The 18,036-nt window shown below is 40.1% G+C and carries 16 protein-coding genes; 13 read left to right on the forward strand and 3 right to left on the reverse strand.

Features of this window, described 5'->3' with window-relative positions; translation table 11 throughout:
• Nucleotides 1-93: 93 nt before the first annotated feature.
• The gene (locus ACYQ3Q_RS24040; protein WP_459930980.1) at nt 94-1,962 is read right to left on the reverse strand and encodes a restriction endonuclease PLD domain-containing protein; all 1,869 of its coding nucleotides are present in this window, start codon (nt 1,960-1,962) and stop codon (nt 94-96) included.
• Nucleotides 1,963-2,418: 456 nt separating this feature from the next.
• Between ACYQ3Q_RS24040 and ACYQ3Q_RS24045 the strand changes: the two genes are divergently transcribed.
• The 12 genes from ACYQ3Q_RS24045 (at nt 2,419) to ACYQ3Q_RS24100 (ending at nt 15,729) form a co-directional block, all read left to right on the forward strand.
• A complete protein-coding gene (locus ACYQ3Q_RS24045) occupies nt 2,419-3,123 on the forward strand; it encodes a hypothetical protein (RefSeq protein ID WP_459930981.1) in 705 nt (234 codons plus the stop codon).
• Between the two features lie 57 nt (nt 3,124-3,180).
• Nucleotides 3,181-3,966, forward strand: coding sequence for a hypothetical protein (locus tag ACYQ3Q_RS24050; RefSeq protein ID WP_459930982.1), 786 nt, complete (start codon nt 3,181-3,183; stop codon nt 3,964-3,966).
• Between the two features lie 112 nt (nt 3,967-4,078).
• Complete coding sequence (locus ACYQ3Q_RS24055) at nt 4,079-5,452, forward strand: DUF6884 domain-containing protein (RefSeq protein WP_459930983.1); 1,374 nt, start codon at nt 4,079-4,081, stop codon at nt 5,450-5,452.
• 337 nt (nt 5,453-5,789) lie between these two features.
• A complete protein-coding gene (locus ACYQ3Q_RS24060) occupies nt 5,790-7,775 on the forward strand; it encodes a DUF2779 domain-containing protein (protein ID WP_459930984.1) in 1,986 nt (661 codons plus the stop codon).
• Between the two features lie 346 nt (nt 7,776-8,121).
• Nucleotides 8,122-9,000 (forward strand): radical SAM protein, encoded by an 879-nt coding sequence (locus tag ACYQ3Q_RS24065; RefSeq protein WP_459930985.1) that lies wholly within the window; start codon nt 8,122-8,124, stop codon nt 8,998-9,000.
• A 21-nt stretch (nt 9,001-9,021) separates the two neighbouring features.
• Nucleotides 9,022-9,357, forward strand: coding sequence for a thioredoxin family protein (locus ACYQ3Q_RS24070; RefSeq protein ID WP_459930986.1), 336 nt, complete (start codon nt 9,022-9,024; stop codon nt 9,355-9,357).
• A 126-nt stretch (nt 9,358-9,483) separates the two neighbouring features.
• Nucleotides 9,484-10,509: a macro domain-containing protein gene (locus ACYQ3Q_RS24075; RefSeq protein WP_459930987.1), complete on the forward strand. Its 1,026-nt coding sequence runs from the start codon at nt 9,484-9,486 to the stop codon at nt 10,507-10,509.
• Nucleotides 10,510-10,747: 238 nt separating this feature from the next.
• The gene (locus ACYQ3Q_RS24080; RefSeq protein ID WP_459930988.1) at nt 10,748-11,413 is read left to right on the forward strand and encodes a vWA domain-containing protein; all 666 of its coding nucleotides are present in this window, start codon (nt 10,748-10,750) and stop codon (nt 11,411-11,413) included.
• A 235-nt stretch (nt 11,414-11,648) separates the two neighbouring features.
• On the forward strand, nt 11,649-12,479 hold the full coding sequence (locus ACYQ3Q_RS24085) for an RpnC/YadD family protein (RefSeq protein WP_459930989.1): 831 nt from the start codon (nt 11,649-11,651) through the stop codon (nt 12,477-12,479).
• A gap of 916 nt (nt 12,480-13,395) precedes the next feature.
• Nucleotides 13,396-14,826, forward strand: a complete 1,431-nt coding sequence (locus ACYQ3Q_RS24090) for an IS1096 element passenger TnpR family protein (protein ID WP_459930990.1) — start codon at nt 13,396-13,398, stop codon at nt 14,824-14,826.
• Nucleotides 14,827-15,062: 236 nt separating this feature from the next.
• Nucleotides 15,063-15,344: a nucleotidyltransferase domain-containing protein gene (locus tag ACYQ3Q_RS24095; RefSeq protein WP_459930991.1), complete on the forward strand. Its 282-nt coding sequence runs from the start codon at nt 15,063-15,065 to the stop codon at nt 15,342-15,344.
• A complete protein-coding gene (locus tag ACYQ3Q_RS24100; RefSeq protein ID WP_459930992.1) occupies nt 15,337-15,729 on the forward strand; it encodes a nucleotidyltransferase substrate binding protein in 393 nt (130 codons plus the stop codon). The genes ACYQ3Q_RS24095 and ACYQ3Q_RS24100 overlap by 8 nt, the downstream gene beginning before the upstream one ends.
• A 380-nt stretch (nt 15,730-16,109) precedes the next feature.
• Here ACYQ3Q_RS24100 and ACYQ3Q_RS24105 read toward each other — a convergent pair whose 3' ends face one another.
• On the reverse strand, nt 16,110-16,382 hold the full coding sequence (locus tag ACYQ3Q_RS24105) for a site-specific integrase (RefSeq protein ID WP_459930993.1): 273 nt from the start codon (nt 16,380-16,382) through the stop codon (nt 16,110-16,112).
• Between the two features lie 96 nt (nt 16,383-16,478).
• Between ACYQ3Q_RS24105 and ACYQ3Q_RS24110 the strand changes: the two genes are divergently transcribed.
• On the forward strand, nt 16,479-16,706 hold the full coding sequence (locus ACYQ3Q_RS24110; protein WP_459930994.1) for a dual OB domain-containing protein: 228 nt from the start codon (nt 16,479-16,481) through the stop codon (nt 16,704-16,706).
• A 64-nt stretch (nt 16,707-16,770) separates the two neighbouring features.
• Here the strand turns inward: ACYQ3Q_RS24110 and ACYQ3Q_RS24115 are convergent, their stop codons facing one another.
• Nucleotides 16,771-17,976, reverse strand: a complete 1,206-nt coding sequence (locus ACYQ3Q_RS24115; protein ID WP_459930995.1) for an MFS transporter — start codon at nt 17,974-17,976, stop codon at nt 16,771-16,773.
• Nucleotides 17,977-18,036: the final 60 nt, after the last annotated feature.

Genomic DNA, 18,036 nt, shown 5'->3' on the forward strand with positions numbered 1-18,036 from the left:
CTGGAAAGTTTGACCTACAGTTTTAGAGAAACAATCAGCTTTGAGTTGAGAAAACCCGCTATTCATGCGGGTTAAGGTCTTCAAATATTCAAGTTAGAGGCGTTTTGCTGTCAAGGATGAGTTGAATCGAAGCTGATTATGTTTTCTGCTAATATCAAAGGCCTTGCGATTGATTTGCCAGGCGGTCTTGATTTTCTTAATCGCCTGGGAACCGGTTACCTTTTCGGAAAAATAATCATCTAGGGTCAGAATGCGTACATAGTTTGGAACCTCAGTGGAGTGTTCCGAGATAATCTCATATAAGATTTTTGAAGATACTTCCAAAATATCTGGAGCTTCTTGATCTTCATCATTCTTTAGGACATCTAACAACTCGGGAATTTTCGCAATCATTCGCCTTAAATACTCTCTGTAAAAGGCTGTTCCGATATTTCTTTGAACACGTCTCACAGTACTTGTTCTCATGAGCTCGGTATTTTTAAGTCCGGCCTGAACGTGACAAATGACTGTTCTCCGTACAACCTCAGCTGCAACAGCTTTTACATCTTCGTTGGCGCTGATTACCACGGCTGGATATGTAGTTATATTATCGACCACTCCGAAATCATCGTTTTTTATCGTCTCAATTGCGTGTTGTGAGAATCGTGCCTGTGTGAGGTCATCTACAATGATCGGAGCACCCTGAACATTTCTCTTTAACCCATCAATCGTTGATCGTGTAAAATCAGGAGCTGAGATTTTGGTCTTCTGTCCAATCATCATTTTTAATAGTGTTTCTAAAAAAGTTGTTTTCCCAGCTTTACTCTGACCATACACTAAACCAAAAACAGGGTAGGGCAGGAGGTTCTGGTTATATTTCACTGCCATATCCCGCATAATGGCCATAAATGGCGTTGTGAAAAACCAGTTGGCGAAAGCATAGTATTTAGATTGCATCCCTTCGGTATCACCATGAAATTTTTGATAGCCGGCCATATAGTCAAGAAACAAATCCACATCATTTCGGATTTCCTTTGTGGTCGGGCTTAAATCTAATTTAGTATCATTAAGAGTAACCTGCATGAGTGGAATATCTATGAACAGTTGCGGATGTTGGCTCCGTAATTCCTTTTCCTGCACAGCAGCGCCAATCAGTCTACGCCTGGTTTGAACGACAATCTCAGGAGACAAGATCTGTTTTCCTTTTTTATCGGGTTTAGGCATAAATGGAGTGAATTTGTTGGCTAAGTTTTTCACATCAAGAACGAATCTGACATCGTCTTTATACTCTGTGTCAGGTTCGATGACCAAGGCCTTTTTCAATTGGATTGTTTTCATAATCGGAATCTCGTCGACCTTCTCCGAATCATCTGCCACTGTTAGGGCAGGAATTGAGATATTATCAGAACTCATTTCCTTTAATTCATTAAAACTATTTTTATACCAGTCAAAGGCTTTATCTCCATCGATATAGCTAATGTTTTCCCTTTGCTTTCCAGAGAAAGCGGAATAGGACATATTGGCAGAGCCGGTAATGACACGCTTTTTCCCATCAGTAGATTCGAGCAGATAGATTTTTTCGTGGGATAATTTTTTTCGAGCTACAAACATTTTCAAAGAACCGTTATCTATTTTGGCAACCAAATCGATCTTCGATTTGCTCGAAGTTGATCTCAATCGTTCGATTGTTTTCAATTGGTGAGCCATGATTTCCTGTAAACTATAGGTCATAACATCCTCAAACCCAAAGATAACTTCGGCATATTGGAAAGTCTCCAATAAATCACAGATAAACTTCATCCCAGAGGAATAGGTGATGGCATACATTTTATCAAAACCTTTGAATAAATCCTGCCACTGCACACTTTTTGCTTCGACAAACTCCATCTGTACGACATCAATTCGATTACCAGATCGCGAAGGCTCACTAAAAAGGTTTATTTCAGTATTTTGTTCCAAAGGATCGAAAAGGCTTGCGCTCATCATTCATCTTCCTTTCGGTTTTATCGTAAACCAAGAAAATTCTTCGAATTTAGGACAATATGTAAAATTTTTCTAAAAAAGATATCCCTCTCAAGAAAGAGCGCCCCCCAAAAAACTGGTATAAAGGCTTGGGTGAAGTCACGGGGATTTTGTTAACTAACGAAGGGGATTGAATATGATTTATGGTGTTTTGGTTAGATGGCACAATATTCATACTTTATGGACTAATTGTATCACAATGAAAAGACATTAAAATGAGCAATGACCCAGAATTCATGTTCTCTTCAATAATTTGTCAAACTGAGGTGGTATAATCAAGTTAAGGTGGTGGTGGTCGAAATGGCAAATGAGAACTACCAGAAATTATTGTAATACATAAGCTATTTCGAGGATGAGAGACTTGATGATCTATTTTCGTTTATACAATGTAATATGGAAATGATGGGAGGGGTAACTGTGGTCACATTTGATTCTCTGAAGCAAATGAGTTTTGCACCAGAACTTGGCAAAGCCTATTATCGACCGTTTATCTGCAAGGGTGATTTATCAAAGGTAGACATATTCTTTGTCGGTATTAACCCAGCTACTCCAATATTCCCAAAGGACATGGAAATAGATAAGTACGTTGACCTTCTTCTAAACTACCAAGATTTTATGGATTTTTACAAAGCGAGTAGAATTAGCCAGGATAAGGATGAAGTTTCTCGTACCCGAATCGGTATGAATTCATTTTTTTCTTGGCTCTCTAACTATACAGACGCATCGATTCTTGAAACGGATGTTATTCCATACCCGACTGCCAATCTAAAGGCACTTAAAAAGGAACCTAAGTTTGTGATAGAGAAAGGTAAGGATATATTTTGTAGTCTGGTCACGGAATTTAAGCCAAGCTTGATAATTCTACATGGCAAGAAAACGGTGGATCAGGCTATAGATAATTTTGTTAGTCGAGGATTGATTTCTCCTAACACAATTGATATTGAACAGTCAATAGAAGAAATGGAACAACATGCTCCGTTGCTGGAATTCAACTATTCTAACGGTAAAACGGGAGTAATCATGGCTTGTCGCCACTTCATGTACTACGGAAGTAAAGGAGTTTCTTTTGAACCCTTTAGACAAAAGGTATTGGGAATTATTAAAAGCGACCTTTTTCGTTAACTTAAGTAACCAGCAATTCGTGTAGAAAGAGTAGAGAAGAGAAGAAGGAGTGGAAGAATGCAGAACAGGTACGTCGGTGATATTGGGGATTTTGGCAAGTACCATCTACTTAAAGCATTGTGCATGGGAAATAACAACGAATTGGACCTATCCTTGGGAGTCGTCTGGTATCTTTTACCCGATGAGAATCACAACGATGATGGAAAACACATTCGTTATTTGGAACAGACAACGTCGAATCTAGAGCGTTTTAGAAGCGGTGATCCAGCTCTTTATGATTCATTATCTGAGATCATTAAGGCAGGTAAAAGAGATGTTTCGATAATTAAAGAGTTCAATGTGCTACCAACAAAGACTGTTTTTTATGAGACGCCCCTCAGTTATGAGGGCATGCCTAACAATAGTCCTGCTGCACGAAACGAACGGATTACTTACAGGAACAGTTGGTGTAGCAAAGCACTTGAAGCGACGTTGGGCTGCGACGTGATTTTTGTCGATCCTGATAACGGGTTGGAGGTAAAGTCAGTTAAATCCCATCAAAAGACCGGGCCTAAATATACATTCTTTGAAGAATTGGTTCCCTTCGTAAAGCGCGGACAAAGTTTGGTTATCTATCATCATTTATGCCGAAGCGGCCCAGCTGAAGTTCAGGTGAAAGAACGGTTAGATCAATTAAAGGAAAAACTCGGTGTTGATAGCATATACGCGCTGTTTTACAAACGAGGAACCTTGAGGTCGTTCTTCATTGTTCCTTCATCAGAACATATTGGACTATTAAAGTCTAGGGGAATTCGTTTAACTGAGACTTTGCCTTGGAACGAACATTTTTCGTTTTTTTGCTAATGCTTCCCTGATATGAACTTGGTTAAGGCGTTTGGAAATTTTGTTAGGCTGAATAAACGGTAAGGTCTAAACTATCGGGGGAAAATCAGAACGGACAGAAGAAGGTGTGATATTGTCAAGAATAGCGTTAATATCATGTACAAGCCTAAAAGAAGACTACGATTGTTCTGCTGTTGAGCTATATTCCAAAAGCCCGACGTTTCGAATTGACTATGCTTATGCGGAAATTGTTGCAGACGATATTTACATACTTTCTGCAAAATATGGACTTGTATCGAAAGATAAGGTCTTAGCGCCCTACAATGATACACTCTTAGATAAATCTGAGGATGAAAAGAAAGACTGGAGCAAGAACGTTTTAGCACAGCTAAAAGACAAGGTATCTCTAGAAAAGGATGAGTTTGTTATTCTGGCAGGCAATAATTATTGCAAATATTTATTACCCAGTATCACAAACTATTGCCTGCCTCTAGAAGGCAAACGGCAAGGGGAAAGGCAACCTGCACTTCGACGTTTAATAGACTTTGAGCGTGAAACAAATCTGTGCAAAGCGGTACACCTGTTATTTAATAGGATGCCCAGAATGGATTATCAAATGATTGCTAAGATTCCCTTTGAAGATGGAATCTACATAATGTTCGAGACGGGTCAAAAACACGGGGAACTCGATAGGATTGTAAGAGTGGGGACTCACACGGCTGAGGGCCGCTTAAAGGCACGATTAAAAGACCATTTTATCAGTCAAAATAAAGACGGAAGCATTTTCAGGAAAAATGTCGGCAAAGCTTTGCTCAGTAAGAGTAATGATCCATATCTCGATCTTTGGACACTGGATATGTCCAACAAAAAGAACACAGCCACCACCATCGACAAAGCAAAAGAGGCGGAAATTGAAAACGCCGTTAGTGATTACTTGCACAATAATATATCCTTTGTATGCTTTCCCATTAACAATAAAGAAGCTAGACTGCGGATTGAAGAAGCATTGATTTCACTCCTGAACTGTTCAGATAATTTTCATCCGGATGATAACTGGCTCGGCAAATATAGCCCTGTGGATAGAATTAGCCGGAGTGGTTTGTGGTTAACCCAGGGACTCGATGCGGAACCTTTGACAATCGAGGAGTTAGGATTTATTAAGGATAGTCTTAGATTTAGGCAGATGTTGCAATCGAAGCATTTAACGACGATTAAGAAAAAGGCTACTTCAGTTTTGCCCAAAATGGAGAAGCCCTTAGCTTCAAATATGTCAGTCTCGGAAGTAAGGCGCTATATAGACAATCTTTTGCAGCAAAAGAAGGCAGCAGGAGAAAGGACTTATATTTTACGAGCGGGAGATTTACAAAAGGAGTTGGGTCTTGTAAATGCGACTCCAACGGTTTGCGATGCAATGACTAAGAAACTTAACTATGAGTATGATATTATTTTTGCGCCACCCAAAGGGAAATCGACAAGACTGACAGTAAAGTACTATTTATGGTTGTAGATAATAGGGCTATCCAGAAATGAACTACTTTGAGCGTGATATCGTATATTTAAGATTTTTAACAAATTCCCTAAGAGGTATTGAAAGGGAAAGAGGTGGCGTAATGTCAGTACTGGATTTCAAAGCAGCTCAGAAATGGGCAAAGCTACCCCGAACTATACAGGAACTTATAGAAAACAATGTATTCTGTTCAGCTAAATTTTTAACTTAATATTTCAAAGATGTTAGAACATATCACGGCAGGAAACTTGAAGCTGAATTCGAAGCTGTGAGCCTGAGTGTAACAACAATTTGTCTTCGCCTTTTGGTATAGTGGTGATGAGGGAGGGGTTGATTTATGCGACCCAGATATTTGACCAAATCTCGATATAAATTGGGATTGGAATGTCCAACAAAACTTTATTATACGGGGAAATCCGAATACGCTAACCAAAACCTAGAGGATACGTTTCTGCTCGCTTTGGCTGATGGAGGATTTCAAGTCGGAGAACTGGCCAAGTGCTATTTTCCAGGCGGTCATGATATTAAGACCTTGGATTATGACGAGGCACTACGTCAGACAAATGATTTGCTGAAGAAAGATCAGGTTATCATCTATGAAGCGGCTGTTCGCTTTGAAACGCTTTTCATCCGAGTTGATATTCTAATCAAGAATAAGAACCACCTCGAGTTAGTAGAGGTCAAAGCGAAATCGGTTGACACGGATTCGGAAGAAGCCTTTTTGAATAAAAGCAGATCAATTACCTCATCGTGGAAACCCTATCTAGAAGATGTTGCTTTTCAGAAACATGTCATCCGATGTGCCTTTCCGGAGTATACAGTTTCTGCATATCTGATGATGGCCAATAAAAATGCCCTATGTCCAACGGACGGGCTTAATCAGAAATTTAAAATCACCAACGATAGAAACGGGAGAAAAAGTGTCTCTGTATCTCAAACGCTATCGGAGGAAGATCTCACCGAACAGATTCTTGTCAAGGTCAAGGTCGATGCCAGCTGTGACTTAATCTATTCAGAAGAGATCAGTGTTGGTCTGAACCCAATGAGTTTCGCTGAACATGTGAATTTATTGGCAAACTATTATGTCAGAGACGAAAAAATAGTTTCACTGCCTTCTACTGGTTGCTCTCATTGCGAATTCAAAGCGACGGACCAAGAGAGGGAGGTCGGCCTAAAATGCGGTTTTCATGAGTGCTGGAAGGAAAGTCTAAACTGGACAGACGAGGATTTTAAGGATTCGACCATCTTCGAAATCTGGAACTTCCAAAAGAAGAATAAGGTTCAATTAATCAATGAAGGACGTATCAAACTATCGGACATTTGCCAAGAGGATATTTCGCCAAAAGATGATGACAATCTGGGTATATCATCTAGTGCAAGGCAATGGTTGCAAGTAACAAAAGCTCAAAGCCATGACGCGACCCATTGGATCGATTCCGAAAATCTATATCGTGAGATGAGTGCGTGGGTTTATCCGTTGCATTTTATAGATTTTGAAACCTCCATGGTTGCGATTCCCTTCAATAAAGGCAGACGCCCTTATGAAGGCATTGCCTTTCAGTTTTCCCACCATGTCGTGCACAAAGACGGGCAGATTGAACATCGCGGCCAATATCTTAACACGGCACCCGGAGTATTCCCCAACTACGATTTTCTCAGAAATCTGAAAAACGAATTAGACCAGGATCAAGGGAGCATTTTCCGGTATGCTGCGCATGAAAACACTTACTTAAACATGATTTATCGACAACTGAGGGAAGACCAAGAGGATATTCCCGATAGAGAGGAGCTCTGTAGCTTTATTCGCACCATTACAACACCAGTAAAAAAGAGTAAAGAGTGGGTGGCAGGGCCCCGCAATATGATCGATATGTGCGAACTTGTTAAGCACTATTATTATGATCCAGCCACGAAGGGCTCGAATTCCATTAAGCAGGTTTTGCCAGCAATTTTGAATAGTTCACGATTCCTACAAGAAAAATACGCCAACCCTATTTATGGCGCCGATGGCGGTATTCCTAGTTTGAATTATAGGAACTGGAAATGGATTGAGTACGTCGAAGACAGGGTCCTTGATCCCTATAAATTATTGCCTAATATGTTTCAGGATATTTCGGAAAAGGACTTCGCAGTGTTGAGCGATAGTGATGAGTTGCGTGATGGAGGGGCTGCGTTAACAGCGTATGCTCGAATGCAATTCGAAGAGATGTCGGACTATGAACGTACGGAAATAGAGAAAGCATTGTTGAAGTATTGTGAGTTGGATACCTTAGCCATGGTTATGATTTACGAGGGCTGGAAGGATTTAGTTTACCCGAAATGAAGGTCAATAGGGATTTCGGTCTATAGTAATCGATTTACTAAACTAGGGCTTATCTTAACTGAATAAATCCTTTTAGTATAAAGATTCCGTTTCTGATTGTCGGACGGGAAATTCGGGAAGACAGGGGGACAGGGACTTGTCTGGGAGTTGAAGATTTGATATAAATTTACTGAGCTTACATGAAATGTCAAGGAAAGCGCGAGAGAAGACAAATCCTTGTCCTCCTGTCTGTTCTCCCCTTGTCTGCTTTCTGACAGTCTAGCCATGCTCTTATAATTTGGAGTGATGGTTTATAATGAAAAGAAAAGCTATGATACTTTAGAAAACTAAAGGGGAGTTGGTTGAAATGCATTATACAGGTACGATCTATAGACCACCTGCTGAGTCTAAAACCGTACTATTACAAGTTACAGCGGGATGTTCACATGACAGTTGTACATTTTGCAGTATGTATAAGGAAGTACCATTTCGCATCGAGCCAATAGAGCAAATAGAGGTGGATTTGAGAGAGGTTCGTGACCTGCGCCCTGATGCGAATAGGGTCTACCTTGTCGGTGGTGATCCTTTTGTTTTAAGCTTTGTACAACTAAAGAGAATCGCCGAAAAAACCAAAGAATACCTGCCGAACTGTGAAACAATTTCCATGTATGCCCGGATAACCAATATCCAAACAAAGACACCAGAAGAACTCAAGGCACTGCGTTCTTTGGGGATTAATCAATTGTATATCGGGATTGAAACCGGTCATGATGAGACGTTAACTCGAATCCTTAAAGGAAATACCGCCGACGAAGCGGTTTTACAATGTAAACGATTAGAGGAAGCTGGAATCGCCTATCATGCAATTTATTTGAATGGCTTAGCTGGTCATGGTAAAGGAGAAATTAGTGCCCTTGAAACGGCCAAATTTTTTAATCAATTAAAACCAAAAAGTATAGGGATAACTTCCTTAACCCTAATACCTGGTACAGTGTTATATGAACAAAAACTCAAGGGCGAATTTCTCGAAGCCACCGAATTCGAACGAGTTCAAGAATTAACATACTTCATTGAACATCTGGAAACAAACACCAAAGTCTTTGCTAATCATGTATCAATGGCAACTCCCGTGGTCGGTAAAATCCCCGAAGACAGACCTAAGATGCTTAAAGTGCTGAAGGATACTATGGATGATTTTGATGAAGGCGAATTAAGGCAATATCGAGAGCAGTTAAGGCAGTTGTAATAGAGGGGAAAAACGATTATTATGAGCATCGAATCTGTTATTTTTGTTCAATCATATGATCAACTTAAACAGCTCATGGCAGAAGAAAAACTGTTTATTCTTTATTTCAGCTCCCGAGACTGTAATGTTTGCCATGCTGTTTTCCCAAAACTGCTGAATCTAGTTGATGGTCATCCGATCAAGGTTGTAAAAATAGATATCGATGAGCATATGGAAATCGCAGGGCAATTGTTGATTTTTATAGTACCGACGATTCTGATGATACATGAAGGCCGAGAGATATTTAGAGAAAGCAGATTTATAGATTTTCAGAAAGTTGAAAGAACCTTAAACCTTTTTGAGGATGAGTTTAGATAATAAGGCTTTTCAGGTACGATCAAACATAACGAAAATCACTTGGAATGGTATACATGCAAACCAAGTAGCACAGCAGAACGGATTTTGTATTCGACCTAGTAATCCTTGAAAGGAGAACCCCCACTTATGCCAATGGAAATAATCCGAAACGATATAACAAAGATATCCGTTGATGCAATTGTCAACGCCGCAAATACAGCCCTGAAAATGGGCGGTGGGGTATGTGGAGCAATTTTCTCTGCCGCCGGGGCTGAAAAGCTCCAAGCGGAATGCGACAGCATCGGAACGTGCCAAGTTGGCGAGGCAGTTATGACAAGTGGCTATAGCCTGCCTGCCCAGCACATTATCCATACAGTCGGACCGATTTGGCGTGGTGGCAGTTCAGGAGAAGCACAGCTGTTACATAACTGCTATACCAACTCACTAACCCTGGCCTTGCAGCAGGGGTGCGAATCCATCGCCTTTCCCCTGATATCTTCCGGGATCTATGGGTACCCGAAAGACCAGGCGCTACAGATTGCCATTTCTGCAATCAGCGAATTCCTCTTAAACCATGAGATGAACGTTCATTTGGTGGTCTATGATAAGAAAGCCTTTAGGCTGAGCACCAAGCTTTTTTCGGCCATAGAACGATACATTGACGATAACTACGTGGAAGAACACCAGCATCGAGCCAGAGACAGAGTGATCGAGGCTTATGAATATCAGCAACTTGAAGAACTACAAACGATTTGCGAGCCAAGTGTTTATTGCCCCTCCGCCCCAGCCCTGCCGCAAGGGAAAAGGCGTTTAGAGGATGTGCTAGAACAATTGGAGGAGTCGTTTCCTCAAAGGCTGCTGCGGCTCATTGATGAAAAGGGCCTGACCGATGTAGAAACCTATAAGCGAGCCAATATTGACCGTAAGCTGTTTTCCAAAATCCGCAGTGGAAAGGGGTATAATCCCAGCAGGGTTACAGCCATAGCTTTTGCCATTGCTCTCGAGCTGAATTTGGACGAAACCCATGATCTACTGGGAAAGGCCGGCTACACTTTGTCGCGTAGCAACAAGTTTGATCTCATCATCGAGTACTTCATCGACGAAGGCAATTACAACATATTTGAGGTCAACGAAGCCTTGTTTGCTTTTGACCAAGTTTTGATCGGAGGTTAGGCACATTCAAAAAAATAACCAGTCAGTCTGCAAGTCTATTTTACGTAATACTGCGTCGGCATGTTCACCTAATAGCCCGCTATGAGGTAAACACACCTCCTTGTCTGACGCAAAATATCCATTGCATCTTTGACTTGTTATTTTCTTTCATATGCCTTTATTGTCGTTCTTAAAGCGACCTATTAGCCTTCTCACTTTGTTATCCTTTAATCATCAATGAAGAAAAGGGGATAACAAAATGACAACAAACATAACTGAATTGGTCTTTATCCTGGATAAGAGCGGTTCTATGTCAGGGCTAGAGAGCGACACCATCGGTGGCTACAATGCTATGCTTAGTAGACAGCAGAAAGAGCCTGGGGAAGCCATTGTCACGACGGTACTGTTCGATGACAACTACGAACTTCTCCATGATCGAATTAACATTAAGGGCATCCGCCCGATTACAGAGAAAGAATACTATGTTGGCGGTAGCACGGCACTACTCGATGCTATCGGAAAGACCATTCATAAGATTGGCAATGTACAGAAGCATACCAGCGAGGACCAACGAGCGGATAAGGTAATATTGGTGATCACAACCGATGGAATGGAAAATGCCAGTCGTGAGTACACCCCTGGAGCGATCAAGAAAATGGTTGGACGCCAGAAAGAAAAATACGGCTGGGAAGTCATTTTCTTGGGAGCCAATATTGATGCCATCTCTGCAGCTGAAAGGGTTGGGATCAGTGCTGATAGAGCTGCGAACTATCATGCAGATGGTGAGGGTACGAGGCTGAATTACGAGGCAGTTAGCCAGGTTGTCAGTGAAATTCGGGCCAACAGACCCATTGCTGATAGCTGGAAAGCAGGGATTGATGCAGATTATGAACACCGTAACAAAAAAATCAAGAGAGACCATTAGGAGTGCATAGAATGCCATTAGCAGTGTTACATAGGAGGTTTACAGACTCTGAATGATGAGAGGTTGAGCTGCTGGTGAGGAAATTTTAGTTTTGTGCTGAAAGTCAAACGATAATTTGGTATAATATGAGAGCGGGGTTGTTTTCTCGACAGCCACCAAAAGTGAAGCTTAGTAACATAGGTAGTTAAAAAGATAATGTTATTGTATGTAGAAGAAGAAGAGAGGGATAGCAAACTTGGGGACGACTGAAATACCGTATCACCACAAAGATATTATCTTTAAATCTTTGACAGAGATATTTGCGAACCGAGTCTTAGACTTCTATGATATTAATACAGCACCCATTGTCCGGGCGGAGCCAGCCAATCTATCAACCATAACGGTCCAAGAGAAAACGATGGACTTTGTCTTTTATTTGGCTGATGATAGTTATTTGCACTTGGAATTTCAGAGCACCCAGGGACCTGAGGAATTGGGGCGGTTTTTGGAGTACGACGTGGCCCTGTACCGAAAGCGACATAAGATGATTCATACGTATGTCGTGTACGGAGCAGGAATTACGGACGCTCCTGAGGTCTTAAACTGTGGATCTATTGAATATCGAGCTAAGGGTATTTTCATGGATCGGTATGACGGTGATCAGCTTTTTGAGGCATTGGGACTAAAAATTCGCAACGGTACAAGTTTAGATGAATTGGAACGAATGCAATTGGCGTTTCTACCTCTGATGAAGAGTTCACACTCTAAGCAAGAGCGGGCGGTTGAGACAATCGAATTGGCTGGCATGATTCTTGATGAAAATCAAAAGACATTTTTGACAGGTTGTGTAATTGCAATCTCTGATAACTTTATTGATCGAGAATATACACGAAAAATTTTGGAGGTGTTAAGGATGAGCAAAGTTTTACGAGCATTGGAAGAAGAAGCAAAAGACGAGGGTCGAGTGGAAGGCCGCGATGAAGAAAAAAAGGCAACTGCCAAAAAGCTACTACTGAAAGGCATGAGTTTTGATGAAGTAGCTGAAATAACCGGCTTGTCGAAGGATGATATACGGTTGCTTCATTAACATGCTTGAGGCAAGAATACAGAGAAGGTGTTCAAGGGTACGTCCCCCGCACAATACCAAAACAATTCACGAGGACTATGCAAGTGACAATTCGGCGAGAGCCCTTTCGCATTTAACAAGCGAGGGGCTCTTTTGGCATTCGCGATTGTAGACTATTGTGGCAGCTAACATCAGTGTTCCTTCAATAAAATGGCGCCCGTCAGCTTGAAAGAAATTGTCAACCGACTGGATTGTTTCGTGGATGGATGGAACTGTTACCTGAACAAAAAGACAGGTGATATAGTCGAAATCCAAATGAAGTATTTGAATCGTGATGAAAGGGTCTAGGATCATTTTTGGTGTAAAGCTAGATTCGTTGTATTTTACATTATGGGATTGTATTCGGGGATGCTCTGAAGAACAATATCTTAAACAGAAAGGAGTTGATTTCTTCTATTTGCGAAAAGTTAGGGAGAGTCACAGCCGCCTACCAGCTCTGCAGGATGAAATAGCTAAAGCCAGGCTTTAAGCAACTTTGGAAGCCGAGGGAGATAATAAGCAGCAGGTAGGGACGAGCAGATCCACAAGGAGATTCCCGGATGGATACATAGATCAACGTTATTGAGTGGAATCTGCAAGATCTAATGCCGATAGATTATAAGCCCAAGAATCCATGTACAAAGTTTATGAAAAACGCCGGTCGGGTTTAAGGAGACTTCGACCGGCAGTTTTTTTATCAAAGTACTTACTTCAATAAGTACTGATTAAGTTCAAATAAGCTTGACGTTTTCCCGCGGTAAGACAAAATTTATTAAATATTAACCGTGTATTGACACTAATTAAAATATAGGGTAAACTTATCCTGCGTACGTGTATTGACACTATTTTATGAGAGGGGTAGAAAATACTGAAAGAAACAATAACAACATTAGCATTTATGCAGGAAGTATTAAATTCTTATATAAAAACCGCTTCTTTGCAGAAGACAGCTGATGAACTGAAAATTTCATATGCAAAGGTTAGAAAAATTCTTATTACATTAGGGGAATATAAAACGGAGTTTAGTCAGGAGGTTGGAAAAAGAAGGAGTTTAGGTAAGAGTATTTCAGAAATTGCTACTGAATTGAATGCTTCAACAAATAGAGTTACTGCATTTTTGCCATATGAAAAAAATCTATACGCTGGTCCGGAACTAACAATCGATGCTAAGAAGAGTAAAGTATATAGAAAAAGAATTATTATTGCCCGTGAAAAGTTTGTAAAAAGAGCAATACATAAAGATGAGAAAAGAAATTTGTCGATGAGAGAGGAACAATTTATGACAAACAAATGCGATAACAACATAAGGACGTTTGAAACTGTACATCTTCATCTGGAATTAAAAAGCGATCATTTGGATGACGCAGAAAAAGCGATTCTGCGCAAATACGGAGAATCATTAACAGGAGAATCAATCATCAGAAATATTTTAATTCCATCAGATATGCCTCTTCATAATTTGCACTATGCTATACAAAGATTATTTGGATGGCAGAATTCCCATTTGCGCAGATTTGTTCTACCTGGGGAAATCTATGACAGACTAACAGGTGGAACTGTAAAAGGGTGGGCTGATTTAGTGGGTATACTTTTTCAGCCTCCCGGTGAGTGTGAGCATGATATTTTTTGGGATGATGACTACCAAAGTGGGAGCATAAAAACTTGGCTTAAGAAAAAGTATACAGGACCATACTTCTTCCGTGGTATTACGGAAGATTTGGAATGGGCTCAAAATGACATTAAACAATTAATTGAGCGGTTTCCAATGCTTGAGGTTAAGGAGTCTTTTCGTGATTATAGGAATAGGAGCAAGGGAAAGGATGAAGCAAAACCACGAATTATAAAAATAGCACCACTTATTGAATTAACTTTGGAAGAAATGGATAGTTCCATTTCTATGGAGTGTGGAACAGAGAGCTTGCTTGAACGACTTGAAGTAGCAAAGGTTCTAGCTTTCAAGGATGATGATGTTAGTAATCATGGTATCTTTCCAGTAACACATAAACTAATCTACAATTATGATTTTGGAGATGATTGGACGGTAACCATTACTAAGGAAAAGGATTGCAGTGAATTACTTCTAAAGGGTTTTATTTCAAAGGATGAACTATTAGATGCTGAAGCGACAGTATTGACAAAGCATAAGCCTGTATGCCTTCATAAGGACGGAGTAAATGTTTTAGATGATGTAGGAGGACTGGGTGGCTTTATAAGATTCCTGACGGAGATTTATGAAGGTGAAGACAAAGAAGAACGAAGTGATTATAAGGTCTGGGCACAAGGTCTTGGATGGAGCAAGAGAAAAATATCAAATAAATTGATTTTGTAGAGGTAATGTATTGTAAAGGTGCGGTTCCTCGCTTCAGAGATGCGATCATTCAACATGAAATAGAAGAAAATGGGAAGTAGATTAAAAATGAGATGAGACAAAACCTAATGGTATGATTTAATAATGAGCATGGACAAATTACAGTACTGCATGTTATGCTAGGAATACCAATAATTGGAGATATTTTCGTGTGAATGTGTGCATTAAGAAATATCTGCGAAGTGGAGTTATGAAAAATGGATAGAGTTCTTGAAAGTATAAAAGATATTTCCCTGCAATATAAAGTTGAGAAGGTTGTTCTATTCGGTTCACGTGCTAGAGGGGATAATTCACCAGTTAGTGATTATGATATAGCAATTTTTGAAAATCATTTGTCTGCGTTAGATAAAGCCCGTCTTCGGGATGATATTGATGAAATTGAGACTCTCAAAAAAATTGATATCATCTTTGTCCAAGAAAACTTTACAGATGAACTGATGGAAAGTATTAAGAGGGACGGTGTAATCCTTTATGAGTAAGCTGGAAGCTAAACTCAGTAATTTTAATAATGCACTTCAAAGGCTGAAAGAAGCAGATAAAGAGTTTAACACGCAAGGTGTTAGTGATGTGGTCCGTGATGGGTTTATTCAGAGATTTGAGTTTACCTATGAGCTTGCTTGGAAAACTACTAAAGTGTACCTGGAAGATACTGGAATGATAGATATTAATTCTCCAAAAGCAGTGATCAAAGAGGCATATGCTCAAAAACTTATTAGTGATGAAAAAAACTGGCTACTTATGTTGAATGACAGAAATATGACTTCACACATGTATAAGGAAGACATGGCGGCGGAAATTGCCGAAAGAATTTCTGGTCGTTATATTAAAGAATTTGAATTGCTTTTTAAAGAATTGCAAAAGTAGACGCTACCGTCGGCCTGCATTACTTAACTAACAACATTCAACTGCTCCACAGGGTGACAAACAGCTTCTAAAAATTAATGCAACCGTTAATGCAACGAGGGTAATAATAGGTAATAAAGCATAACAAAATAAGAAAAAGCACCGGTATGACCGATGCCTGAAACCCTTGGTATTAAAGGGTTTTAACAGAATAAGCTAAGGTATAACAAGTTGCGCCGTGTCTTTGGGGTGGTAGAGGTCGCACGTTCAAATCGTGTCGCTCCGACCAGTAATATCAAGGCTTTCAGCCTTTTAAGGTAGGCAGGTCAAACTGCAAATGTTGACCAAATGCCGACCAAAAAAATAGACCATGATGAATGGTCTATTTTTGTATCATGCTCTTAGTTATATCTGCTTTCTTCTTGTTGGAGCTCGATGATTTTTCTATTGATCTCATCTTTCTTTTTAACTCCAAGATGCTGATAGATTCCTTTTAAAACTTTAATATCGTGTCCAAGGCGCTCGGCTGCTAAATGATCTAGTACATCATTTTCGTACAGCCATGTCGCATGATAATGCCGAAGAAAGTGCAAACGAGTCTTCGGTATTTTTTTGTCTCTGACGAGCTTCCCTAAATAGCTAGTGTAGCTATCGGGTCTCCAGAGAATTGCCATAGGAGATTGGTGGCAGAGTTCATTAAGAGAGAATTCCCAGATTCAGATATAGAAATTGTCCATTTGTAGGAAAGTTTCTAAGGGGAGTGGGAGAGTGTGGGGAAAGAAATAATTCTACTTGCGGAGTCTAAGAAATATAACAATTTATGTATTGCGGGGATCGATACGAGCACAGGTGAATGGATAAGAATCGTTTCACAAGATAGTGGCGTTTCTCACGCAGTCAAGGTTGAGGATGCAATTTATGAGGATGGAAGCGTTCCAGAATTACTAGATATTGTTGAAATAGAATGTAATGAGTGCCGTAATACTTTCTTTAAATGAAATCGACCAGTAGAGCCAGCTCTTCTTGCTAATCATTTTGGGAGTATCGCACCTAGGAAATACTCTAATTGTTGTTGCATTGTTTTAAAGTTCTTTTCCCACTCCAATAAAAAATTATCATTAGAAATGTTGCAACGAGAGCCATAACCGATCCGTAATAAAACGGGGCCTGATTATTGACATTATCATAAAGTAAACCTGCAATAACACTGGCCGGAAGGAGGGTAATACCTACAATACTATTGTACAGTCCAAGGCCTGTGCCTCTCTTATTTTTGTCAATAAGGTCTGAAACCATTGCCTTCTGAACTCCATCCGTTGCCGCACTGTAAAGACCATAGAAGGCAAATAAGAGAATAAGTACAATTGGACTGCTTGTTCTGCCGAAGCCAAAATAGATCACTGAATAAAGGAGATAGCCAAAGATGATCAATCTTTCGCGGCCTATTTTGTCTGATAACATTCCTGCTGGAATCGCGAAGAGCACAGAAACTGCATTAAAGATAAGATAGATCATGGGAATAAATGAATCGAGAATTCCAATATCACTAGCTTTGATTAGGAGCAAAGCATCTGTCGAGTTACCTAGGGTAAAAATAAAAATAATAACCATAAACGCATAATATCGAGGTGAAAAGTCCTTTAGAGAAATTTTTCCCAGGCGCTCTGTTTTATCTCTTTTTGCCTCTTTCACAAAGAAAATAATAGAAACCAAGCCTAATAAACCCGGTATAGCAGCCAAAAGAAATACTTTACGATAATCTCTGGGAAAAAGAAGTAAAACTCCGGTAGCCAAAAGAGGTCCTAGGATTGCCCCACTATTATCCATCGCTTTATGGAAACCAAAATTTTTCCCTTTTGTATTCTCTTCCGACGAACCTGCAACTAAACTATCTCTGGGAGCCGTTCTAATTCCCTTCCCAATTCTTTCAGTGAATCTAACGATTAGAACTTGCAGCGGAGTCGTCACAAAAGCAAATAAAGGTGAAAGCAAAGCTGTAAACGCATATCCGATAATCATAAAGGGCTTGTTCTTTCCAATTTTGTCACTCCACCAACCCGACAAAGCTTTAAGAACCGAGGCCGTACTTTCTGCTATACCTTCGATTAATGAAAGTTCGGTTTTCGTCGCGCCAAGGGTCATTAAAAACAAAGGCATGATCGCATAGATCATCTTGGTTGCCGTATCCGTTAGAAAGCTGGTCAATCCCACAAAGAAAATATTTCGTTCGATTCCCAGTATTTTTTTACCTTCTTTTTCATCCTTCATGAAGTCCCTCTCCTGTCATTATCAGTTTACGTTTTGGTTTGTTGAAAATCAAGCTCCGCG

The sequence above is a fragment of the Desulfosporosinus burensis genome, assembly GCF_054657535.1.